Here is a 22,528-nt window from a genome sequence, read left to right as displayed (position 1 = left end):
GGGGCGGCCCACACGGGCCGCCCCTTCACTGTTTCCAAACCCGGCCGTTCTCAGCGCTGGCGTGCCGGAGGAACACAGCACTAGCGTGTGCGGCGAGCGGATGCTCCCGGCATGAGCACACCGGCAATGCGCCTGGCCGGGCGTGCCCGGCGGCCAACACCCTGACCGTCCTCAAACAGAGACACAACATCGCCAGACGAAGCTGCGGCAAAGATTCTGCCGGCAGTTTCCAAACGACGGCGCATAGCCTCCATTTCGGCACGCATAGCTTCCTGTTCGCGGCGCATGGCCTCGATTTCTTCGCGCATCCGCAGAATCCGCTTAATGCCTTCGAGGTTGATGCCGTCATCCTGACTCAGTCGCTGCACCAGCTGCAGCTTTTCGATGTCGTCAGCCGAGTAGCGTCGACCGCGCCCAGCTGACCGCTGAGGCGTCACCAGCCCCAGTCGGTCATACTGCCGCAGCGTCTGCGGGTGCATGCCCGCCAATTCGGCCGCCACAGAAATCATGTAGACAGGACGGTCTGCGGGAATCATCAGGCTTCACCCGCCCTCCGCTGCAGGCCTTCACGAGGATCTTCCCCAGCGGTGGCGGCAGCAAAGTCTTCAACCGCCTTTTTCGCTTCGGCACTGAGATTGCGCGGGACCGTCACTTCGACGGTCACCAGCAGGTCGCCCTTGCCGGACTTCGCATCGATGCCGCGGCCGCGCAGGCGCAGTGTGCGCCCAGACGGCGTTCCGGCTGGAATCTTCATGGTGACCGGCTGCCCGCCCAGAGTCGGCACGGAAACCTGTGTTCCAAGTGCCGCTTCCGGGAACGTGACCGGCAGCGTCATACGCAGGTTGTTGCCATCGCGTGTGAAAACACTGTGCGGTGCGACTTCGACCGTGAGAATCACGTCACCGGGCTGGCCCCCGTTGGGGCTGGGCTTGCCCTTACCGCGCACGCGGACTTCCTGCCCATCTTTCACGCCCGCGGGAGTGCGGACGGTCAGCGGCTTTCCGCCGGGCATGTTGAGCTTCACAGTGGCGCCTTCAATCGCCTCGGTAAAGCTCAGGCGTGCTTTCGAGCGGATGTCCCCGCCCTTCTGCGGACCCTGCTGGTAGCCGCCGAAGCCGCCAGCACCGCCGAAACCACCACCGCCGCCGAAGCCGCCGCCGAACAGGTCGGACAAGTCCGGCCCTCCGCCGGGGTACCCGCCGACACGAGTCCGAGCTCCGGTGCCGCCGGTGTTGAACAGGCCCGAGAAGATGTCCTCAAAGCCGCCAGCACCGGCGCCGCCGGCGCCCGCCTGGAACCTGGCGCCGCCGCCCATGGCGCGCACCTGGTCGTACTGTTTGCGAGTTTCAGGATCGCCGATCACCGAGTTCGCAGCCGAGATCTCCTTGAACTTCTCTTCTGCTTCCGCGTTGCCGGGATTGGCATCCGGGTGGTACTTGCGGGCCAGTTTGCGGTAGGCCTTTTTGATTTCAGCATCGGAGGCGTCCTTGGAGACTCCGAGCGTTTTGTAGTAGTCCTTCTCGAACCACTCATTCTGCGGTCCCGAGTTCATCCGGCCCCTCCTTTCAATGCCGAACTGATCTGTTGTTGTGTTCTTCTAGCCGCCGAGGCGGAGCCCCGCTCCCCCAGCACGGCACCCAGGTGCCCCGCCAGGTGGTCGGAAGCTCCGCCTCGGCATTTGGTGAGTGTGTCAGGCTTCAGGGAGGTGAACCCCCACCCGAGCTGCCCGAATGACGCGATCGCCGATCTTGTAGCCCGGCTGCATGACCATGAACACCGTGGGCTCTTCTACATCAGCCGAGGGCTGCTGCATGAGAGCGTCGTGGATGTTCGGGTCGAAGATCTCACCGGCTTCGCCGTACTGCACGACTTCAAGCTTGCCGAGGGCTTCAAGGAGCCTGTCGACGTGCTTTTCATAGGGACCGGTGACATCACCGGCTTCGCGGGCCAGCTTCACTTCGTCAAGCACGGGCATGAGCGCTTCGACCGCGTCCTGCAGACCGGCTGTGCGAGCAGCCTGCTGATCGCGTTCCGAACGGCGACGGTAGGCCGCGTATTCGGCGTTGAGCCGCTGCAGATCGTCAAGGTAGCGCTTGGCTTCGTCCGATTCCGGCTGCGGTTCGGCGTCTTCGATGCCCGAAGCGTCGTCGGGAATCTCGACACCGAGATCCGAAGCGTCAGCCGCCGGCTGCTCCGCGTCCGGCTGGCCCTCCGGCTGCTGTTCAGACTGCGGGGTATCGGCCCCGCCGTCGGCCTGACCCGCGGGGCGGGCCTGACCGGTTTCGGGATCAATCCGACGGTTGTCCTTGAACGAGAAGCCCTGGTCGTCGGTGTCGCGGCCGTCTGGGTTCTCGGCGGTCATTACTTCTCCTCGTCTTCGTCAACGACTTCGGCGTCAACGACATCGTCGTCAGCAGAACCTGCGTCGGCCTGTGCGCCTTCTGCACCGGCTTCAGCCTGGGCTGCCGAGTAGATGGCCTCGCCCAGCTTGGTCTGCGACTGCTGGAGCTTGTCGTAGGCCTGCTTGACGGCGTCGTCATCGTCACCCTTGAGGGCTTCCTTCAGAGCGTCGACATCTGCCTGGACCTCATTCTTGACGTCTTCGGGCAGCTTGTCGTCGTTGTCCTTGATGAGCTTGTCCGTCTGGTAGGCCACCGTTTCGGCGTTGTTGCGCGTGTCGGCAGCTTCGCGGCGCTTCTTGTCTTCGTCAGCGTGCTCTTCTGCTTCGCGCACCATGCGGTCGATGTCTTCCTGCGGAATGGCCGAACCGCCGGTGATCGTCATCGACTGCTCCTGGCCGGTGCCCTTGTCGGTTGCCGACACGTGCACAATGCCGTTGGCGTCGATGTCGAAGGACACCTCAATCTGCGGCACACCGCGCGGGGCGGGTGCAATGCCGGTCAGCTCGAAGGTGCCCAGCGGCTTGTTGTCGCGCGTGAACTCGCGCTCACCCTGGAAGACCTGAATCGACACGGACGGCTGGTTGTCTTCGGCCGTTGTGAAGGTTTCGGACTTCTTGGTGGGGATCGGCGAGTTGCGCTCGATCAGCTTGGTCATCACGCCGCCCTTGGTCTCCAGACCCAGCGACAGCGGGGTGACGTCAATGAGCAGAACGTCCTTGCGGTCACCGCGCAGCACACCGGCCTGGACGGCAGCGCCGACTGCGACGACTTCATCTGGGTTGACGCCCTTGTTGGGCTCCTTGCCGTTGGTGAGCTTCTTGACGGTTTCGGTCACTGCGGGCATACGGGTGGAACCGCCGACGAGGACCACGTGGTCGATGTCGGACAGGCTCACGCCAGCGTCAGCGATGACCTGTTCGAAGGGCTTCTTGGTGCGGGCCAGGAGGTCCTCGGTGAGCTCTTCGAACTTGGCGCGGCTGATGCTCTCATCCAGGTGGATGGGGCCGGATTCGCTCATCGACAGGTACTGCAGCGAAATATTGGTGCTGCTTGCGCTGGACAGTTCCTTCTTGGCCTGCTCAGCAGCTTCCTTCAGGCGCTGCATGGCGGTGGGGTCCTTGGTGAGGTCCACACCGTAGCCGTTCTTGACCTGTCCGACCAGGTAGTCGACCAGGCGCTGGTCCCAGTCGTCACCGCCGAGTTCGTTGTCACCCGAGGTGGCGCGCACCTGAATGGTCGAGAAGTCGTCTTCGTCCTTGCCGACTTCCAGGAGCGAAACGTCGAAGGTTCCGCCGCCGAGGTCGAACACGAGGATGAGTTCGTCTTCCTTGCCGCGTTCCAGACCGTAGGCCAGAGCCGCTGCGGTGGGTTCGTTGATGATGCGCAGGACGTTCATACCGGCAATCTGGCCGGCGTCCTTGGTTGCCTGACGCTGGGCGTCGTTGAAGTATGCGGGGACGGTGATGACGGCGTCGGTCACGGTGTCCTGCAGGTACTCTTCAGCGTCGTGCTTGAGCTTCTGCAGAATGCGGGCTGAGATTTCCGGCGCCGTAAGGTCCTTGCCGCCGAGCTTGGTGGTCCAGTCGGTGCCCATGTGGCGCTTCACCGAGGACACGGTGTTTTCGACGTTGGTGACAGCCTGGCGCTTGGCGATTTCACCGACCAGCGAATCGCCGTTCTTGTTCACTGCGACAACCGACGGGGTGGTGCGGCCGCCCTCAGCGTTTGCGATGACCTTCGGTTCGCCGCCTTCGAGGACTGCGACGACCGAGTTGGTGGTTCCGAGGTCAATACCTACTGCACGAGCCATTGTTCGTGTCTCCTTTCAAAAGAGTCTTCGCACTGTGAGTGCATCTGACTCAAGTCTGCTACTGGATGCCTGGACCGTCAAACTCATTAAGTCGAGGCCCATCATCAAACTTGCGTTCACTAGGCTCAACCCTGAATGGCGCGACCTTATTCCCCGGCAGCAGAAAATTTTTTCGCAGCACCCCCAACTGCACCTGGGCCGCTATCGTGGTGGGCAGACCAGAGGTCTCTCAGACCGCAGATTCCTCAGCCCACTGACACACACCGGAGCCCATGACTTTCACACCAGCCGAAACCAGCCAGCCGACAATCACCGCCCCCTGCGGAACCGTCCGCGGGCTCAGCGACGGCGAAGTCGAGTCCTATCTGGGAATCCCGTACGCCCAGCCGATGACCGAAGCGGCAGCCTTCCAGGCACCTCGGGCATTGGAGACCCTGCCCGGCGGGCAGTTCGACGCGAGCGCATTCGGCCCGCCCTGCCCGCAGTTCATGCCCGCCGGCGAGATTGGCCTGGACGAACACCGCGAAGGCGATGACTGGCTGAGCCTCAACGTGTGGACCCCAGCTGAGCGCACGCAGGGCCAGGCCCTGCCCGTCATGGTGTGGATTCACGGCGGAGCCTATGTTCTGGGCAGTTCGGCTGAGCCGGAGTACAACGGCACCGTTTTCGCCCGCGAGCGCTGCGTTTTCGTTTCCATCAACTACCGGCTGGGCCTCGAGGGCTTCCTGCAGTTGGACGGCGCTCCGGCCAACCGCGGTCTGCTCGACCAGATTGCCGCACTGACCTGGGTGCGCGACAACATTGCCGCTTTCGGCGGCGATCCGCAGCGGGTGACGGTCTTCGGCGAATCCGCCGGAGCCGGTGCCATTCACTGCCTGCTGACCATGCCCGGTGCACAGGGACTGTTCCAGCGCGCCATTCTGCAGTCCCCACCGTCCATGGTTCTCGAAGCCGAGCTCGCCGCCCAGGTCACGGAAGCAGCTGTCGAGGCTGCACGCCAGATCCGCCCAGAAGCGCAGGCAACACCGGAGTTCTTCGGTTCACTCAGCCGCACCGAACGCCGCGCAGTGTTGGAAGAACTCACCGCCACAGCCAAGCGCAGCCTGAGTTCGTGGGGTGCCGCTTCGGCCTTTGAACCGCCCCTGACTCCGGTGGTCGACGGCACGGTTCTGCCGCGCGGACCGTGGAAGGCGCTGCGCAGCACACCGCCGGACAATCCAGTGCTTGTGGGCAGCAACGCAGAAGAGTTCAACTTGTTCATAGCCTTGGCGCGCAGCCAGCCCAATGACGCTGTCGCACAGCGCACCCTGGCGACCATCGGCCCACGCACCCAGCCGGAGGCAGCCCAGTACGGCCGACTGGTCACTGCACCAGAGGGCACCGCCCGCCCGCCGGTTGTCTACGAGCGCGTTAACACCGACTTCATGTTCACGGTCCCGGCTCTCGATATAGCGCAGGCGATACCTGGCGCTTGGGCCTATCTGCTGGAGGCTGACCCCCGCGGCGGAATCCAGTCCGCCCACTCGGTCGACCTTCCGCTGCTGTTTGAGAACTACACCGACGGGATGGGTGCGCTGACCTTCCCACAGGGCCCCACGGAGCGCGAACGCCGCACCGGCCGCCGCATGCGGGATGCCTGGCTGCGCTTTGCCCGCACGGGCCGGGCCGACTGGCCGGAGTTCAGCCACGACGGAGCCACCTGGGTTTTCGATGCCCACACTGACGAAGAGCGGGTCGGCCCGCACCCGCTGCTGGAGCGCTGGAGGTGCTTTGTTCGCCAGCCCGCAGCACCCCACGGGCTGATCTGACAGCCTCATCTGACGAGGCGCCGCCGGGCTTCCGCTGGCTGCGCTGGCTCGCGCTTGCGGTCACCTGTGCTGGCGTCGGCTCTCAGCTTCGTCAACTGGCCGGTCAGATACGGATGATGATCTTCCCGGCCGCGTGGCCGTCCTCGACGTCTGCAACCGCCTGCGCGGCATCGGCAAAGCGGTAGCGAGCCGACACCCAGGTGGGTGCCGCAGATGCGGCCAGCAACTGGGCTATACGGGCGAAGACTTCACGTCTGCGGTGCCGAACAATACCGGATCCCCCAAGTTCTTTCGCCAAAGCGGGATCAGCCGCCGACACGATCCGCACCCGCTGGCCCGCAGCCTCGCCCGCAGCGTCACCAGCGCAGCCGCCGGGCGCCTCGTCAGCTAGAAGCTGGGCACCCTCGCGCAGCACCTCACCGCCCACCAGATCGAGAACAGCCGCGGGAGTTCCCAGCTGTCGCACCCGGTCAGCCCACCCGGGACCGGATTCAACGTGCTGAGCGCCCAGGCGCGTGATGACATCGTGCTTCCCTGCCGAACCCACTCCCCACACTGTGAGCCCGGCGGCTTTGGCAAGGGACAGCGCCGACGAACCCACACCTCCGCCCGCACCGAGAACCAACAGCGGCTGTCCCGGTCGCAGGCGGAGCTGATTGAGGGCATCGTGCGCGGTTCCGAAGGCAACCGGAATGCTCGCCGCCCTTCCGGCGCTCAGCTCTTCAGGCACCGGGGTGGCCGAGGCGCCGGTCAGCACCGTCTGCTCTGCGAAAGTGCCGATGCCCGGTGCTGCCGAACCGAACACCCGCTGACCGACCTCCAGGCCAGCAGGTGCGTTCGGACCCAGCGCTCGGATGGTCCCCGCGGCTTCCCGGCCCATGGCCATGGGGAAGCGCACCGGAAAAGACTTCTGCCGCTGCCCGGAGCGAACTTTGATATCACCGGGATTGACGGTGGTCGCTTCAACGTCGATGAGGACGCCATCGCCCTCAGCCTGCGGTGCTGGAACATCGAGAAAACCGGCCACCTGCGGGCCGCCGTATTCGGTGAAGCCGAAGATTCGCATGAGAGCTCCTGTCGCGCGTCGTTGCCGGCAGCGGTCGTTCTTTAGACTACTGGAATGGGACACGAAGAAAGAGCGGACGACAAGCACGGCGATGTCTCCGGTGACGTTTCCGGCGACAGCTCAGAAAACGCCGACAGCACTCGTGCCGACGGCGCTTCGGACGACGGCGCAGAGAACCCAAATCAGATCCCCTGGCCGTGGGGCGAGCGCACCCCCACCAAAGCCGACAAGGTGCTGTTGGGCTTCATCATCGGCCTGCCGCTGTTCTTCCTTGTGCTCTTTCCCTTCCGGCCCTTTCTCATTGCCAAAATGCCGGTGCTGTTGTCTGTCATCACGGGCGCAAAAACCGTCATTGCCGGAGCCGGTGCGTTCGCGAATGTTGAAGGCTACCCGCTGTCCTTGGCGATTCTGGCCGGTTTCATCGGTGCGGTGAAGTTCGACTGGCTGTGGTGGCTGGCAGGCCGCCACTGGGGTGAAAACGTGGTGCGCATGGTGGCCAACACCCCTTCGGCCTACCGGAAGGCAACCAGAATCCGCAATCTGCCGCAGTGGCTGCTGGTGACCCTCGTGGTGTTCGGCCGCTTCCCCGGTGTGCCCGGTTCCCTGGTGTGGCTGGTGGCCGGATGGTCTGGAATGCGGTTCCGCACGTTCATCAGCGCCAACATCGCGTGTGCCCTGCTGGTGTCCACGATCAGTGCCTGTTTGGGCTGGTTCATAGGCCAACCGGCGGTTGACCTGCTCAAACTCATTGACAAATACGCCATCTGGATCACATTTGCGCTGATCATCGGCACCGTCATCTGGACGTCGAAAAAAGAGCGCGATCGAGCGGCCCGCAAAAAGAACTCAGAGTCCTGATCTACACGCGCCGAGCGCGTCCTCTCGCGCTCGGTTCGCGCCCCGGCTGGGCGGGCTCACCCTCGCTGGGCGAGCGCAAACGGCAGAACCGCGGCCGCCCCGGCCTGCCGCAGAAGGCGCGCTGCAATGGTCATGGTCCAGCGCGAAGCGATTTCAAGGTCCGTCAGCAGAACGGTTCGCCCTGCCACTGCATCCTCCAGCTGTGGACTGGCCCTGAGCGCATCCCACAGGTTCTTGACCCGGTAGGCGCTGTTGACATCTGGGCTGCCGGGATCGTGAAGAAGCTCCAGTTGACCCAAGTACTCCATGCGGCCCACTGCTGCGAGCCCTTGGGCAAGCGACTGAGCCGAGTTCGGGCGGTGTGTGCTGGGAATGCCGACAACACAGTCGGGACGCACTGCCCAGTCCCAGTCGGCCAGCACCGAAACCGCAAGATCGCCAATGGGCTTTGGAATCTGCTCATCGTCAGCTGCCGGAGCCAGGAACTGCCGCAGCGTCTGCCCCGCCCCGAGGTCGGTCAGCCGGGCAATGACCCGGCCGGTTTCGGCTCTTTCGCCTTCTGGGATCTTGCCCTTGATGTCAATGCCCGCCTTTGGCATTCCGGTGGGCCACTGGGCGCGCGGCGCGACCGGCAGACCGACAGCGGACAGGAGCGACTGCGCGCTGTCGCGCAGACCCTGATCGATGTTCTCTGACCACCACGTGCCCGCACAGTTGTCACAGCGTCCGCACGGCTCGGCCGTGGTGTCGTCCAGCTGGCGGGCGAGGAACACCATGCGGCAGTCGCCCGTAGCCAAGTACTGTTCCATTGCCCGCGCTTCGCGTTCGCGGGCCGCGGCAACACCGGCGTAGCGCTCAGCATCGTATGTCCAGCCGACCCCGGTGGACACATAGCCGCCCTGCACCCGCTCAACAGCGCCGTCGGCCTGCAGTGTCTTCAGCAGCAGTTCCAGTGCCGAGCGCTTGATGTCGACAAGCGGCTCCAAAGCGGGCACGGACATGGGACCATCGTCTGAGGCAAGAACCTGCAGGACGCGCTCGGCTGCTTCAGGGTCCGGCATGGATGCGGTTGCGAAATAGTCCCAGATTGCGCGGTCTTCACGGCCGGGCAGCAGGAGGACATCTGCGTGCTCAACTGCGCGGCCTGCACGGCCGACCTGCTGGTAGTAGGCCACGGGCGATGCGGGAGCACCGAAGTGCACAACGAACCCCAGGTCCGGCTTGTCAAAGCCCATGCCGAGTGCGCTGGTGGCAACGAGTGCTTTGAGTTCGCTGTTCTTCAAAGCGTCTTCCAGCCGGGTGCGCTCTTCGGCATCCGTGCCGCCGGTGTAGGCCTCGACATTCCAGCCGGCCTGCTTCAGCGCCCGGGCGAGGTCTTCGGCCGCTGACACCGTGAGCGTGTAGACGATGCCGCTGCCGGGAAAGTCGCCCATGTGCTGACACAGCCACGCGATGCGGTCCTCAGCCGACCACACACCGGCAGCGCCCAGGCGCAGCGAATCGCGTGTGAGCGGACCGCGGACAACCACCGTGTCCTCGCCCAGCTGAGCTGCGACATCGGCAACCACCCTTTCGTTTGCGGTGGCGGTTGTTGCCAAGACGGGCACGGAGTCCGGAAGCGAGCGCACAAGCGCGCCGATCCGTCGGTAGTCCGGCCGGAAGTCGTGACCCCAGTCTGAAATGCAGTGGGCCTCATCGACGACGATCATGCCGACCCGCTTAAGAACCTCGCCGAGCACGTGATCCCGAAAGCGCGGGTTCGTCAGCCGTTCGGGAGATATAAACAGAACATCAACGCGATCCTGGCGCAGCGCATCGACGGCGTCATCCCATTCGGTGACATTGGACGAGTTGATGGTGACAGCACTGACACCCGCCCGGTGGGCCGCCTCAACCTGATCGCGCATGAGCGCCAGCAGAGGCGAAATGACGAGCGTCGGTCCTCCCCCGGCTTGCCGGATCAGTCGGGCGGACACAAAGTACACGGCGGACTTGCCCCACCCGGTGCGCTGGACGACAAGAGCCCGGCGCCGATCACGGACCAGAGTGTCGATCGCCTGCAGCTGTCCGTCGCGAAAAACCGCGTCTGGCCGCCCCGTCAGTTGGGCTAAGATCGACTGGGCGGAAGCATGCAGAGTGTTTTCGCGTGACATATTCGAAGTCTATGGGGGAGCACCGACACGGCGGCCTGACCAATCACCTTCAGCACCGCGCCGCCTGCCGCACTGCCTTCCCCGCATGCAGCGCAAGGAGGGGCAGTGTCCGTCGAACTTATAGAAGAAGCGCTGCGATCACGCCCCAAGGGCGAAGCTGAACTGGCCGAACTCGCCCACGCGGCGCGCAATGTCAGCCCCGACGACCTCCAGTACCTCATCGAATCAATGCCGGCCAAACAGGCCGCCGTGCTCTACCGGGTGCTGGACAAAGACACTGCCCTGGGCATCTTCGAAGACCTTCCACCGGCATACCAGGCTGATCTGATCAGCGGACTGCGCTCAACCGACGTCGCGGAACTCATCGAAGAGCTCGACCCGGACGACCGCGCGCTCGTGTTCGACGAACTGCCGGCCGCAGTTGCCGACCGGCTCATGGCCGGCCTGAGCCCTTCCGAACGCCACATGACCGCCTCGGTCCTGGGCTACCCGCCCGAAGCGATCGGCCGCTACATGTCGCCGGAGGTCATCGGCATCAATCAGGACTTCACGGTGGGCGAAGCCATGGCCTACGTCCGCCGCAGGATTGACGACCCCGAAACCATCTACCTGCTGCCGGTTGTCGATTCCAGCCGCAAACTCACGGGAGTCATCGGCCTTCGCCGACTGCTGAGCGAAGACGATTCGGTTGTCATCCGCGACATTGCCAACCAGCCGGTGAGCGCCAGCGCAATCGACGACCGCGAAGAGACCGCGCGCCGCTTCTTAAGCGACAAGCTCATTGCAATGCCGATTGTCGACCGCGAACAGCGCCTGGTGGGAATCCTGACGATTGACGACGTCATCGACATCGTCGAAGAAGAAGACACCGAAGACACCGCCCGCTCGGGTGGTTCAGAGCCCCTGGCGCAGTCCTATCTGTCGGCGTCGATCTTCAGCATCTTCCGCTCCCGCGTTGTGTGGCTGACGATGCTTGCGGTGTCAGCTGTCCTGACAGTGCAGGTGCTCAATGTGTTCGAAGACCGGCTGGCACAGCTGACAGCACTGGCGCTGTTCATTCCGCTGCTGACCGGCACCGGCGGAAACACCGGCAACCAGGCGGCCACTACAGTTACCCGCGCCCTGGCAATGGGCGAAGTTCGTGTGCGCGACATGCCCAAGATCATCTGGCGCGAAGCCCGCGTGGGCTTCACTCTGGGGCTTACCTTGGGTGTTCTGGGCTTCCTCGCAGCATCTCTGGCCTTCGATGTGGGGATCGGCACCGTCATAGGTCTTACGCTTCTGTCGATCTGCACAATGGCCGCAACAATCGGCGGGGTCATGCCGCTTGTCGCCAAGAAGGTCGGTGCCGACCCGGCGGTGTTCTCCAACCCGTTCATCTCCACGTTTGCCGACGCAACGGGCCTCATCATCTACTTTTCGATCGCCACGGCAATTCTGCTCAGCTGAAGCGGTTGAACCGGCGAGCCCACAGCTCGTGCGCTATTGATACGTGCACAAGGGGCCCTGTATCCTATGGGTAGAAAACACCACGATATTAGAGGTGTTTATCTGGAGGAGCGGGTTAGCACTCGCCCGGATGCTCGGCGGCGCACAACGCCGCACTCCTTAAGTGGATCGACTCCGGGGAGTGCTAACCCGCTCCTCACTTAATCTTGGGGCAATCGGGACAAGGGAACCACTCGGGTGAGATCACCTTGTAATTCGGCATTGCCATAAGTCCGAGGGGAACGGCACAGTAGTTGCTGGCGTTTGTGCAGTTTTCCGTGCCGCGTACACGCGGCCAGACCGTGCGGAGGTAGCGTCCTTCCACGTGCCCGTACCGCCCAGGGCGCAGAGCCTCATTCAAGCAGCCTGCAAAGAGATCGGCGACATCGGACTCGCGGTACTTCGTTGCAGCCACCCACTGGAGGGAGTCAAGCAGCTCCATCGGGAGGCTTTTCTGAGTCGGCAAAGTCGTTTCAAGGTAGGGCCGACTGACGGCATCGTGGTCAAAGCCTTTGACGTGTGAAAAGCGGATCGTCAAATCACCCTTCTTGACGCCGGAGTTCCGGGCCGCCCAGAGAATGTTCTTCAACATTTTTCCGGCAACATAGTTATAAAGCGCGCCACGTTCCGTGGTGTAAGTACCCTCAGTCACGGCGGCCTTATCGGTGTAGACGTAGATGGCCTGCACCTTGTCCAACATGCTGAGATGGTCGGCAACATGGAGGCGCCGGTCGTGATCTCGCACGTACTCCTTCCACGAAAACGGCTTGTCGTGGGGAACTTTGAATTCGCCCTTAAGGTCTGTGATCAATTGGCGAACATCGCCAGCTGCGCTGGCAGGAAAAACAATAGCGGCCATCCCGAAGTGCGGGCTTGCTTTGGGGCTCACGCTCAAGTCACCAAGGTCACCAGTCTCGTCAACGTAGGCGAAGTATTTCTCAGGCATCACAGTCCTCTATTCGTCGTCGACGAGGGCTGCCGCCATGCTGTTGAGCAAGTCGACCGAGCGGGTCAGCGCAGCGACGTCATCGGCCGTGAGGTCATCGACCGCCGAACCCATTTTCTTCACCGCCGCGGTGCGCTCAGAGATGAGCCACTGTCGGCCCTTGTCGGTGATTTCCAGAAGGGAAGCGCGCGCATCATCGGGGTCTGGTCGGCGTGTAATGAAACCGTCCGCGGTCAGGCGCGCCGCGATTTTCGTGGCCGCTGGCTGCGAACATCCGTACAGCTGCCCCAGCAGCCCGACCGTGGTGCGTTCGCTTTGGTCGATGACCGCCAGCGCACGCCAGGCCGACCAGCCTTCGTCACCGTGAGTGCCCCGGCGAACAGCGCGGGTGAACCTCCCGGCCGCGGCAACAAGGTCAGTGACAAGGCGCTCATTTTCCATACCTCATTTATATAACCTGGCTATGCACGCCGCAAAGGCAAGCGCGCACCCGACCCCGTGTCGCACATGTCACAGCAAGGAGCTACTATGTGCTTCAGATGTTCCGGGGACGGTGAAATTCCGTACCGGCGGTGACAGTCCGCGACCCGGCTGCTCCACGGCACACGCCGTGCGAACACCCGGCCGACTCGGTGCAATTCCGAGACCGACAGTAAGAGTCTGGATGGGAGGAACACGGTCTGCTCGCGCAGGCACTGTCGGTGTACCCGGCATGTCTTTGCGAACCCACAGCGCCGCTGTGGACTCCCATCTCCCGGCTGTACCGGGAGGTTCTTATGGAAGTCCAGGCGGCTTTTCTTCTGCCTGAGAGCACCGGCCTGACTCACGAGCAGGCCATGCGGGCTGCCCTCGATCACGCCGCATACGGTTCGCGAGGTGCCACTCCCCTGGTCGGCGCTGTTCTGCTGCCGCTGCACTCCGGTCCGGTCGTGGGATTTCACGCCGGGGCAGGAACCGCGCACGCTGAGGCTGCCGCTCTCGACTTCGCCCGGGCCCACGGTATTGACACTCTCGGCGCGACGATGGTCGTGACCTTGGAGCCGTGTTCGCACACCGGCCGGACCGGCCCGTGCACCCAACGGATCATGGACGCCGGGATCGCGCACACCGTCATTGCCACAGCCGATCCGAACCCGGCAGCCCGCGGCGGGGCGGATGTTCTGCGTGCGGCTGGAATTGCTGTGACGACCGGAGTGCTGGCCGCTGAAAGCCAGGCGCTCAATGCGCGCTGGCTGCGTGCAGTGCACGAAAACAGGCCGTTCATCACGTGCAAGATCGCCCAGAGCCTCGACGGGTGTTCTGCCGCGGCCGATGGCACAAGCCAGTGGATTACGGGGGAACAAGCCCGCGCTCACGCGCACGGGATTCGCGCCCGCGTCGATGCGATTGCGGTGGGCACAGGCACCGCGCTTGCCGACAACCCCCGGCTGAGTGCCCGCCCCGGCACCCCCGCGGTCACTTCCCAGCCGATCCCGGTGGTCATCGGCCGCCGCCCACTGCCACCGGAGAGCCACCTGGCGAACAACCCGCGGACTGTCACCGCCGAAACAATCGACCAGGCGCTGACCAAGCTGACAGCCGCCGGTGTTGAGCACCTGCTTGTCGAAGGCGGTCCCCGGCTGGTGAGCAGCTTCATAGGCCGCGATCTGGCCGACGAGCTCCTGATCTACCAAGCGCCCGTGCTTTTAGGTGAGGGCTTACCCAGCACGGCCGGACTGAATGTCACCACCTTGCGTGAAGCGCACGGCTTCACCCTCGATACTGCCGGAGCAGCGCACCTCACGGCCCACCCCAACCCACAGGTTCTCGGCGCGGATGTTCTGCTGCGCCTGGTCCCGGATGAGAAAGGACACCATGTTCACCGGAATCATTGAGCACGTCGGAACCGTCGTCTCACTTGAACAGGCTGACGACAGCGCCTATCTGACCCTGGAAGCCGGGCCGCTCGTGGCCGACCTCCCGCCGGGCGGTTCGCTCGCGGTCAACGGGGTGTGCCTCACCTCGGCACCCCTGGTTGCCGCACAGGCAGAAGAAGATGACGAGGCGCCAGCCGGGCCCCAGTCCGAAGGCACCTTCCGTGCCCTGCTCATGGGCGAAACGCTGCGCCGCTCAGCTCTTGGGGCCCTGCATCCGGGTGATCCGGTGAACCTCGAACGGTGCATGCCTGCGGGTGGTCGCTTTGACGGACACATTGTCCAAGGGCATGTGGACGGCGTGGGGCACGTGGCTTCCGTCGAAGACAACGGCCTGTGGCGCACAGTGCGCGTGAACATTCCCGCAGACCTTGCCCCCTACACCGTGGAGAAGGGCTCCATCAGCCTGTCCGGCACCAGCCTCACCCTGACCGCGGTCAGCCCCGCCAGTGCTGATGAGCACTGGGTGGAAGTCGGGCTGATCGAAGCAACGCTTGAACGCACAGTCTTCGGCCAGGTCAAACCCGGTCATCCCATCAACATCGAGGTCGACATTCTTGCGAAATACGCCGAACGCCGCGCCGAATTCACAGCCCTCACACCCCGAAAGGACCAGCCATGACCACCACCTTGGCCTCTATTGAAGACGCGATACAGCAGATTGCGGCAGGCCGTCCGATTGTCGTGGTCGACGACGAAGACCGTGAAAACGAAGGCGACCTCATCATGGCCGCAGACGCCGTGACGGCCGAATGGATGGGCTTCATCATCCGGTACTCATCGGGTGTTGTGTGCGCACCCATTCCCGCCCAAACCGCCCAGCGGCTGGCGCTGCCGCCCATGACGGCTGACAACGAAGACCCCAAGGGCACCGCCTACACCGTGAGCGTTGACGCCAAAGCAGGCGTGACAACCGGCATCAGTGCAGCTGATCGCAGCCTCACCGCGCGCCTCCTGGCAGACCCCGATACCCGCACGGAAGACCTCACCCGGCCCGGCCACCTGTTCCCGCTCATCGCACAGGATGACGGTGTGCTCGCCCGGGACGGCCACACCGAAGCAGGCCTCGACTTCGCCCGCCTGGCAGGCCGCAGCCCAGCGGCGGTCATCGCCGAAATCGTCCACGACGACGGCTCCATGATGCGCTTTGCGGCACTTGCCGAGTTCGCTCGCGAACACGGCCTGGCAATGGTCACGATCGCCGACCTCATTGCCTACCGCAAGGCCAATCCGGACGCCCCAATGACCCCAGTGCCCACCACCTCGGGCAAAAACCAGTCAACAGGCCCCACCGCAGCCCAGTCGGCAGCCGCAGGCGGAAACACAGCCGGGCGGCGCCTCGTACGCGGAGAGACGGTTCCCCTGCCCACCGACTTCGGGACACTCACGGCAACCGCGTACACCTTCGACGGAACTGACCACCTGGTGCTCAGCGGCCCGCCGAACGCCGATTCCACACCGCTCGTGCGGATCCATTCAGAGTGCCTTACAGGCGATGTCTTCGGTTCACACCGCTGCGACTGCGGCGAACAGCTGGCCCAGGCGCTGCGCACCATCGCGACAGTCGGCGGGCACGTGATCTACGTGCGCGGACACGAAGGCCGCGGCATTGGGCTGGCCGCCAAAATCGCCGCCTATTCCCTGCAGGACACCGGCGTGGACACCGTGGACGCCAACACGCGCCTGGGCTTTGCCGCTGATGCGCGCAAGTACGACGCCGTCGCAGCGATTCTCGCCGACATGGGGCTGCGCTCGGTGCGGCTCATGACCAACAATCCGACCAAAATCACCGCGCTGCAGCACATGGACATTGACGTGACCCGCGTGGATGCCGAAGTCGCCCCGCGGCCGGAGAACATCGCCTACCTGGCAACCAAGCGCGACAGGATGTCGCACCTTCTGGAAAGGACACTCTGATGGCAGGACACGGAGCACCCGAAATCTCACCCCGCACGGCAGTTCAGGCGGGCCCGCTGAGCATGGCGATCATCGCCTCGCGCTGGCATGACCAGGTGATGGGCGGTCTTGTGGCCGGTGCCCAGCGCGCCGCAGCAGAAGCCGGCATCGATGCGCCCGTGCACTGGGTGCCGGGCTCGTTTGAGCTGCCTATCGCCGCCCAGGCGGCGGCGAAACAGTATGACTGCGTTGTCGCTCTCGGGGTTGTCATTCGCGGCGGCACCCCGCACTTCGACTACGTGTGCACTGCCGCCACCGACGGTTTGGGGCGCGTGGCACTCGATTCCAGTACGCCCGTGGGCTTCGGCCTGCTCACGTGCGACACGGAAGAGCAGGCCCTCGACCGAGCCGGGCTGGAAGGCTCGAAAGAAGACAAGGGGTACGAGGCGGCAACCGCGGCTTTGGCAACCGCCGATGTCCTGCGCCGACTGCGCTGATCTCTCAGCTTAAGTGCCGAACTGCCCGATGCAGGGGTCTGCGAAGTGCGTCGTCCCCGCACGCGCCTGGGCGACGCGCTTCCCACACGCCGAAATTCCGCCGGACCGGGCCGCTATCCTTAGCAGGACTGGAGTGGCCCGACCGGATAGGGAGTAGAAGTGACCGTTGCCGAGATTGAACGCATCCTCCGCGAAGTGACAAATGCCGGAGGCAAGTTCAACGCCGTCACCGAAATGCTGCCGGAACTCGCCCGCGAGTGCGCACTCGAAGCGACCGAACGAGCAGAAGCGGGACTGCCGCCGCGCGCCCTCGAAGGCCAGGCTTTCGCCGTCAAGGACGTCGTGTTCATTGCCGGCTGCCCCACGTCGATGGGTTCGCGCGTCAAGGTGGCCGACCACCCCGATGCGACGACAGGCACCGCCGATGTCATCGAACGGCTCATGGCGGCAGGCGCCATCCCTGTTGCCAAGACCAACTGCCAGGAATTCTCCCACGGCATCTTCGGCGAGCACTCCGCTTTCGGCACGGTGATGAACCCAGCCGGACTTCAGCTGTGCAGCGGGGGTTCGTCTTCGGGATCGGCCGCACTTGTGGCCGCCGGAGCGGTTCCCTTCGCCGTCGGCTCTGACACCGCCGGGTCGGTGCGCGTTCCCGCCGGCTGCCAGGGGGTTGTCGGCTTCAAACCCACCCTCGGGGCAATCAGCACAGACGGCGTGTTCCCCCTGGCGCCATCGTTTGACACTCTCGGCTTCTTTGCCCGCACCGTCGCAGAGGCGACCCGAGTGTTCTCAGCTGTCGTGGACTTCTCAGCCGGTGCTCCGTCATCGGTCACCGTCGGCACTTTCGAACTGAACAGGCCGCACTGGATTGAGGACGGCGCGGACTACCTCGACTCGACAGAAGAGGTTGATCTCGGGCCGTTCATCGATGTGTCGAGTCCCCTGTATGACACGGTCCGCAAATACGAGTCCTACCGGATTCTGGGCCCGCTGGCCGAGGACCAGGCGGGCGCCTTCACCCCCGGTGTTCTCGACCGGGTGCAGCAGTCGGCGGATGTGTCTGAATCCCAGTACCAGAAGGCACTGGCCGATGTGGACATTCTGCGTGAGCGGGCCCTGTCCGCATTTGAGCACGTGGACATCATCGTGTCGCCCGCACTGGACGGCGGAACGGTCCCGTGGGGAAGCATCGGACCGGACGCCCGCCCGGCCTTTGTCCGCTACTCCCAGCTGTTCAACGTGCTCGGCTGGCCGGCCATCACCATCCCCACCGGTCGCAGGTACCCCAACGGAGCCCCCGCTTGCCTGCACTTGGCAGGAAAGCCCGGCGAGGACGCCACTGTGTTGGCTGTCGCCGCTGAGCTCGAACGCCGACTGCAGGCGGACGCCGACTGAATGACTCTGCCCTTTTCCCGGGGCAGGAGTCTCGACCTGCTGCCGCCCACCCAGCGCTACACCCGGACTGCCTACCGTGCGGCCGGGGCGGTCATCCGCTCCTATTCGACCTCGTTTTCCTTTGCCGCGTCACTCCTGCCCAGACGCATGGAACGCAGCATTGCCAGCCTCTACGCGGTGGTGCGCATTGCCGACGAGATCGTCGACGGCGCCTACCCCGCAGGCCCTGCCGCGCAGGCGGAAGCCCTCGATGATTTCCGACAGCGCATAGCCGAAGCGTGCCGAACGGGGTTCTCCCCTGACCTCATTGCGCACGCTTTCGCAGACACCGCCCGGCGCACGGGAATAGGGCCGAAACTGTGGAACCCGTTCTTTTCGTCTATGTACCGCGACATCCGACCGGAACACCATTCGCCGGGTTCGCTGGAGTCCTATATTCACGGTTCGGCTGAAGTAATCGGGCTGATGTGCCTGGCAATCTTCATGGAAGACGAAAACCCGACCGCAGAAGAGCAGAGAATCCTGGAAAACGGCGCACGCGGTTTGGGGGCGGCATTCCAGCGCGTGAACTTTCTGCGCGACCTCGGCGCCGACACGTCTGAACTCGGCAGGACCTATCTGCTGGGCAGCACGGGCACGTTCACGGAAGAAGAGAAATCCCGCCAGCTGAACATCGTCCAGACCGATTTCGCCGCCGCCCGTCAGGCGATGCCGCTGCTGCCGTGGCGTGTCCGCACCGCTGTCGGCACAGCACTGGGCATCTTCGAAGAGCTCGCTGAGCGAATAGCCGCCACACCGGCCAGCGAACTCCAGCAGACGCGACTGCGGATTCCCGCACCGCGCAAAGCTGTTTTCGCAGCCCGTGCCGCCACTGCCCGCAGCCGCACCTGCGTGGACACCCCGGAGGGCTGATGCGCTCACTCACCGTCATCGGCGGCGGCATTGCCGGTCTGGGCACAGCCGCATTGGCCGCCGCGCGGGGCTGGAAGGTGACTCTGCTGGAAGCCCGCAGCGAACTCGGCGGACGGGCCGGCATGCACACAGAAGCCGGTTTTGTCTTCGACACGGGGCCGTCCTGGTACCTCATGCCCGAGGTGTTCGACCGCTTCTTCCACCTGCTCGGCCAGGACAATCCGCTGCGGCTGCACGAACTCGATCCCGGCTTCCGGGTGTGGCCAGCGGGACTTCTGGACGACAGCGGCGGCGGGGGCGGAGGCGACGCCTCGGCAGTTGATGTTCCCCGTGAAACCGAAGCCTTCCTCTCCCTGGTCAGTGCACGCGAGCCCGGTGCGGTCGAGCGGGTGCGCCGGTACCTGGAATCGGCCTCGGACACGTATCGCCTGGCGCTTGAGCACTTCCTCTACACGAACTTCACCGCGCGCGAGTGCAGCCGGTTTGCCCACCCTGACGTGCTCGCCCGGCTGCCCCAGCTGCCGCGGCTTTTCGGACAGTCCATGCAGCGGCGGATTGAGCAGACGGTCACCGACCCCGTGCTGCAGAAGATTCTGGGCTATCCGGCGGTGTTTCTGGGCACGGAGCCGAAAACCGCGCCGAGCATGTACCACCTGATGACGAACCTCGATGTTGTCGACGGTGTCCGCTACCCCATGGGCGGAATGCACACCATCATCACCTCCATGGCCCAGGCGGCAGTGCGCCTGGGCGTGGACATCCGCACCGACTGCACCGTGACGGCTGTGCGCACGCACGGGCGGCGGGTTGTCGGCGTCACCGCCCGCCGGGGAGGTTCACCGACTGACGAGGCGAAGGCCGGTTCACGGGATGGCTCAGTGGGCGCGCGGGGCAGCTCCCGAGGTGGCGAGGGTGCTGTTGTCGACTTCGACAGTGACGCGGTTGCTGCGGCCTGCGATCTCGAAGCGTTCGAAGCCCTGCTGCCCACACGACTGAGGACGCGGAGTCAATCGTGGTGGGCTCGGCGCGACTACGGCATAGGCGCGGTCACACTGCTGCTCGGCATTGACCGCACGCTCCCACAGCTGCACCACCACAACCTGTTCTTCACTGCAGACTGGGACAGCAACTTCACGCAGATCTTCGGGGAAGACAAACGCCCGCCCCAGCCTGCCTCGGCCTATGTCTGCGCCCCGTCGCGCACCGATGCGGCAGTGGCTCCGGCGGGCTCGGAGAACCTGTTTGTGCTGGTGCCTGCCCCGGCTGACCCGCAGCTGCGTGCCGGTTCACCGCAGCTTGAGAAGTACGCCGATCGGATCATCGAGTCTTTGGGCGCGAGCATCGGTATTGATTTGGTCTCGCATCTGCGAGTGCGCCGGGCTTTTGGTCCCGGCGATATCGACCCGCGGCGCGGATCGGCTCTCGGCCCGGCCAATGTTCTGGCCCAGTCAGCCATGTTCCGTTTCCCGCAGCAGGCTCGCGCACGCGGCCTCGTCCATGCGGGCGCCTATACGGCACCGGGCGTGGGGCTGCCCATGTGCCTCATCAGCGCTGAGAACGCCGTCAACCTGTTGGGACGCACATGAACTGGGCCTATGCGGCAGCACTTGGATTTTCACTGCTGGGCATGGCGATTCTCGATTTCCGCCACGGCCTGTTCTGGGGTGCCGCGCTGCGCAGCAAGTCAGCCCGCACGTGGGCCCGGACAGCCGCAGTGCACTTCGGGGTGTGGGGCGTGTTCCTGCTGTGGGATGTCCTCGGCATTGGGCTGGGCGTGTTCTTTCGCGGCGATTCGCCATATATGACGGGCATTGACGTGGCCCCGCACCTGCCGGTTGAAGAGCTGCTGTTCCTGTTCTTCCTGGTGTGGCTGACCATCAACGTGTTTGCCGGGACAGCCGCACTCGCTGAATGGCGAGCCGGACGAGGTGCCGGGTCGGCAACCCGGCGAGGTGCCCTACGTGGGGCAACCCGGAAAGCAGCGGGGCACCGAGCTGGCCGTGAGGCTGGCCAGCCATGACGTACACGCTGCTCAACGCCTGCTTCCTCATACCCGCGGCCCTCCTTGCCTGGAGTGCCCGCAAGCGCATTCCCACACGCCCGTGGCTGCTGACTGCCGCAGTGCTCATCGTTCTGACGATCATCTTCGACAACATCATGATCGGCGTTGGGCTGTTCTACTATTCGCCGGAAACATCGTCGGGCATCACTATTGGGCTGATGCCGATCGAAGACCTGTCCTACACCGTCTTTGCGGTGCTCGTCCTACCAGCACTCTGGACCCATCTGCTCCAGCCCCGTCCAGTGCAAGCCGCAGAGTGCAGCAGCGGTGACAGGCGCCTCGGCAGTGGTGGTGCAGACCGCCTCGACGGTGGTGACAGGCAGTGCTGAAGCACCTGATCCTGTCATCCCGCCCACTCAGCTGGGTCAACACGGCGTACCCGTTCGGTGCGGCATATCTGCTGATGGGCGGCGGCCTGAGCCTCGACTTCTGGTTGGGGAGCCTGTTCTTTTTAGTGCCGTACAACCTGGCCATGTACGGGATCAACGACGTCTTCGACTACGAATCCGATATGCGCAACCCCCGCAAGGGCGGTGTCGAAGGCAGTGTGCTCGATCCCGCCCTGCACCGGCCGACCCTGCTGGCCGCAGTCATCAGCTGCCTGCCATTCGCACTGTATTTCCTGGTGAGTGCCCCGTGGGCAGCAAAAGCGACGCTGCTTTTCAGCCTGTTTGCGGTCGTGGCCTACTCAGCCAAGGGCCTGCGGTTCAAAGAGATTCCCGTACTGGACTCCGTGACCAGCTCACTGCACTTCTCCACACCGGCATGGTTCGCCGTGGCGCTGTTGGCTGGGGATGCTGGCGGTGATGCGGCGGGTGCTGACGTTGGGGTTTTGGGCTCCGGTGTGAGTGCAGCGGGAGCCTTGGGGCTCATCGCGTTCTTCCTGTGGGGCATGGCCAGCCAGGCATTCGGCGCGGTGCAGGACATCGGCCCTGACCGCGAAGCCGGCCTCAAGTCGATCGCCACGGCACTCGGCGCGCGCGGAACAGTGGCTGTGGCGGTGGGGTTGTACGCGGCGGCGGCCGTGCTCATGGGCCTCACTTCGTTCCCGCTGGACATCATGGCGGTCGTAGGGCTGGCCTATACCGCCAACACGGTGCGCTTTTTGAGCATTGACGATGCATCCGCCGAACGCACGCGCACCGGCTGGCAAGTGTTTTTGTGGCTGAACTACGCGGCGGGTTTTGTCCTGACCATGGTTCTGCTGGCTGACGCGCTGCTTTGAGGGTTTGCGCGGCGCACTGCCGGTCCCCTGCTGCGTGACGGTTGGTTCCACCGAGCACGTCGGTCGGCGTTCCGGTGAGCGCTTCGGGCCCTATTGT

Annotated in this window: 21 protein-coding genes and 1 riboswitch; of the genes, 13 read left to right on the top strand and 8 right to left on the bottom strand. The window is 64.4% G+C overall.

Features of this window, described 5'->3' with window-relative positions; all coding sequences use genetic code 11:
• Positions 1-80 precede the first annotated feature (80 nt).
• The 4 genes from HMPREF3162_RS02110 to dnaK all read right to left on the bottom strand — a co-directional run bounded on the left by HMPREF3162_RS02110 (position 81) and on the right by dnaK (position 4,212).
• Positions 81-536: a heat shock protein transcriptional repressor HspR gene (locus HMPREF3162_RS02110; RefSeq protein WP_070575592.1), complete on the bottom strand. Its 456-nt coding sequence runs from the start codon at positions 534-536 to the stop codon at positions 81-83.
• Entirely contained in the window at positions 536-1,552 is a 1,017-nt protein-coding gene (locus HMPREF3162_RS02105) for a DnaJ C-terminal domain-containing protein (RefSeq protein ID WP_070776790.1), read from the bottom strand. Before HMPREF3162_RS02105 ends, HMPREF3162_RS02110 begins: the two co-directional genes overlap by 1 nt.
• Positions 1,553-1,690: 138 nt before the next feature.
• Positions 1,691-2,362, bottom strand: a complete 672-nt coding sequence (locus HMPREF3162_RS02100) for a nucleotide exchange factor GrpE (RefSeq protein ID WP_070776789.1) — start codon at positions 2,360-2,362, stop codon at positions 1,691-1,693.
• Positions 2,362-4,212, bottom strand: coding sequence for a molecular chaperone DnaK (gene dnaK / locus HMPREF3162_RS02095; protein WP_070776788.1), 1,851 nt, complete (start codon positions 4,210-4,212; stop codon positions 2,362-2,364). The genes HMPREF3162_RS02100 and dnaK overlap by 1 nt, the downstream gene beginning before the upstream one ends.
• Before the next feature lie 272 nt (positions 4,213-4,484).
• Here dnaK and HMPREF3162_RS02090 point away from each other — a divergent pair, with 272 nt between their 5' ends.
• Positions 4,485-6,020, top strand: coding sequence for a carboxylesterase/lipase family protein (locus tag HMPREF3162_RS02090; RefSeq protein WP_070776787.1), 1,536 nt, complete (start codon positions 4,485-4,487; stop codon positions 6,018-6,020).
• Positions 6,021-6,123: 103 nt separating this feature from the next.
• Here the strand turns inward: HMPREF3162_RS02090 and HMPREF3162_RS02085 are convergent, their stop codons facing one another.
• Positions 6,124-7,086, bottom strand: a complete 963-nt coding sequence (locus HMPREF3162_RS02085) for an alcohol dehydrogenase catalytic domain-containing protein (RefSeq protein ID WP_070776786.1) — start codon at positions 7,084-7,086, stop codon at positions 6,124-6,126.
• Positions 7,087-7,140: 54 nt separating this feature from the next.
• Between HMPREF3162_RS02085 and HMPREF3162_RS02080 the strand changes: the two genes are divergently transcribed.
• Entirely contained in the window at positions 7,141-7,944 is an 804-nt protein-coding gene (locus tag HMPREF3162_RS02080; protein WP_070776785.1) for a DedA family protein, read from the top strand.
• Positions 7,945-8,000: 56 nt separating this feature from the next.
• On the opposite strand, the gene HMPREF3162_RS02075 is transcribed toward HMPREF3162_RS02080, so the two are convergent.
• The gene (locus HMPREF3162_RS02075) at positions 8,001-10,097 is read right to left on the bottom strand and encodes a RecQ family ATP-dependent DNA helicase (RefSeq protein ID WP_070776784.1); all 2,097 of its coding nucleotides are present in this window, start codon (positions 10,095-10,097) and stop codon (positions 8,001-8,003) included.
• A 105-nt stretch (positions 10,098-10,202) separates the two neighbouring features.
• Between HMPREF3162_RS02075 and mgtE the strand changes: the two genes are divergently transcribed.
• Positions 10,203-11,546: a magnesium transporter gene (gene mgtE, locus HMPREF3162_RS02070; protein ID WP_070776783.1), complete on the top strand. Its 1,344-nt coding sequence runs from the start codon at positions 10,203-10,205 to the stop codon at positions 11,544-11,546.
• A 196-nt stretch (positions 11,547-11,742) separates the two neighbouring features.
• Here the strand turns inward: mgtE and HMPREF3162_RS02065 are convergent, their stop codons facing one another.
• Complete coding sequence (locus HMPREF3162_RS02065; protein ID WP_070776782.1) at positions 11,743-12,531, bottom strand: DUF3800 domain-containing protein; 789 nt, start codon at positions 12,529-12,531, stop codon at positions 11,743-11,745.
• A gap of 9 nt (positions 12,532-12,540) precedes the next feature.
• A complete protein-coding gene (locus tag HMPREF3162_RS02060) occupies positions 12,541-12,972 on the bottom strand; it encodes a MarR family winged helix-turn-helix transcriptional regulator (RefSeq protein ID WP_070776781.1) in 432 nt (143 codons plus the stop codon).
• A 95-nt stretch (positions 12,973-13,067) separates the two neighbouring features.
• Positions 13,068-13,211, top strand: a riboswitch (FMN riboswitch).
• A gap of 96 nt (positions 13,212-13,307) precedes the next feature.
• Between HMPREF3162_RS02060 and ribD the strand changes: the two genes are divergently transcribed.
• The 10 genes from ribD to HMPREF3162_RS02010 all read left to right on the top strand — a co-directional run bounded on the left by ribD (position 13,308) and on the right by HMPREF3162_RS02010 (position 22,431).
• Entirely contained in the window at positions 13,308-14,405 is a 1,098-nt protein-coding gene (ribD, locus tag HMPREF3162_RS02055) for a bifunctional diaminohydroxyphosphoribosylaminopyrimidine deaminase/5-amino-6-(5-phosphoribosylamino)uracil reductase RibD (RefSeq protein ID WP_070776798.1), read from the top strand.
• Positions 14,386-15,066, top strand: coding sequence for a riboflavin synthase (locus HMPREF3162_RS02050; protein ID WP_070575621.1), 681 nt, complete (start codon positions 14,386-14,388; stop codon positions 15,064-15,066). The genes ribD and HMPREF3162_RS02050 overlap by 20 nt, the downstream gene beginning before the upstream one ends.
• On the top strand, positions 15,063-16,361 hold the full coding sequence (locus tag HMPREF3162_RS02045; protein ID WP_070776780.1) for a bifunctional 3,4-dihydroxy-2-butanone-4-phosphate synthase/GTP cyclohydrolase II: 1,299 nt from the start codon (positions 15,063-15,065) through the stop codon (positions 16,359-16,361). Before HMPREF3162_RS02050 ends, HMPREF3162_RS02045 begins: the two co-directional genes overlap by 4 nt.
• Positions 16,361-16,837 (top strand): 6,7-dimethyl-8-ribityllumazine synthase, encoded by a 477-nt coding sequence (gene ribH / locus HMPREF3162_RS02040; protein WP_070776779.1) that lies wholly within the window; start codon positions 16,361-16,363, stop codon positions 16,835-16,837. Before HMPREF3162_RS02045 ends, ribH begins: the two co-directional genes overlap by 1 nt.
• A gap of 159 nt (positions 16,838-16,996) precedes the next feature.
• Positions 16,997-18,232: an amidase gene (locus tag HMPREF3162_RS02035; RefSeq protein WP_083318871.1), complete on the top strand. Its 1,236-nt coding sequence runs from the start codon at positions 16,997-16,999 to the stop codon at positions 18,230-18,232.
• Positions 18,233-19,144 (top strand): phytoene/squalene synthase family protein, encoded by a 912-nt coding sequence (locus HMPREF3162_RS02030; protein ID WP_070575629.1) that lies wholly within the window; start codon positions 18,233-18,235, stop codon positions 19,142-19,144.
• Entirely contained in the window at positions 19,144-20,730 is a 1,587-nt protein-coding gene (crtI, locus tag HMPREF3162_RS02025) for a phytoene desaturase family protein (RefSeq protein ID WP_070776778.1), read from the top strand. Before HMPREF3162_RS02030 ends, crtI begins: the two co-directional genes overlap by 1 nt.
• On the top strand, positions 20,727-21,164 hold the full coding sequence (locus HMPREF3162_RS02020) for a lycopene cyclase domain-containing protein (protein WP_070776777.1): 438 nt from the start codon (positions 20,727-20,729) through the stop codon (positions 21,162-21,164). Before crtI ends, HMPREF3162_RS02020 begins: the two co-directional genes overlap by 4 nt.
• A complete protein-coding gene (locus HMPREF3162_RS02015; RefSeq protein ID WP_070776776.1) occupies positions 21,161-21,535 on the top strand; it encodes a lycopene cyclase domain-containing protein in 375 nt (124 codons plus the stop codon). Before HMPREF3162_RS02020 ends, HMPREF3162_RS02015 begins: the two co-directional genes overlap by 4 nt.
• Positions 21,529-22,431 carry a prenyltransferase gene (locus tag HMPREF3162_RS02010; protein WP_070776775.1) on the top strand — a complete coding sequence of 301 codons (903 nt, stop codon included), beginning with the start codon at positions 21,529-21,531 and terminating at the stop codon, positions 22,429-22,431. Before HMPREF3162_RS02015 ends, HMPREF3162_RS02010 begins: the two co-directional genes overlap by 7 nt.
• Positions 22,432-22,528 lie beyond the last annotated feature (97 nt).

The sequence above is a fragment of the Brevibacterium sp. HMSC07C04 genome (assembly GCF_001815905.1).
Classification (GTDB): domain Bacteria; phylum Actinomycetota; class Actinomycetes; order Actinomycetales; family Brevibacteriaceae; genus Brevibacterium.
Note: the sequence above shows the minus strand (reverse complement) of the source record. Positions and strands in the feature narration are given on the sequence as shown.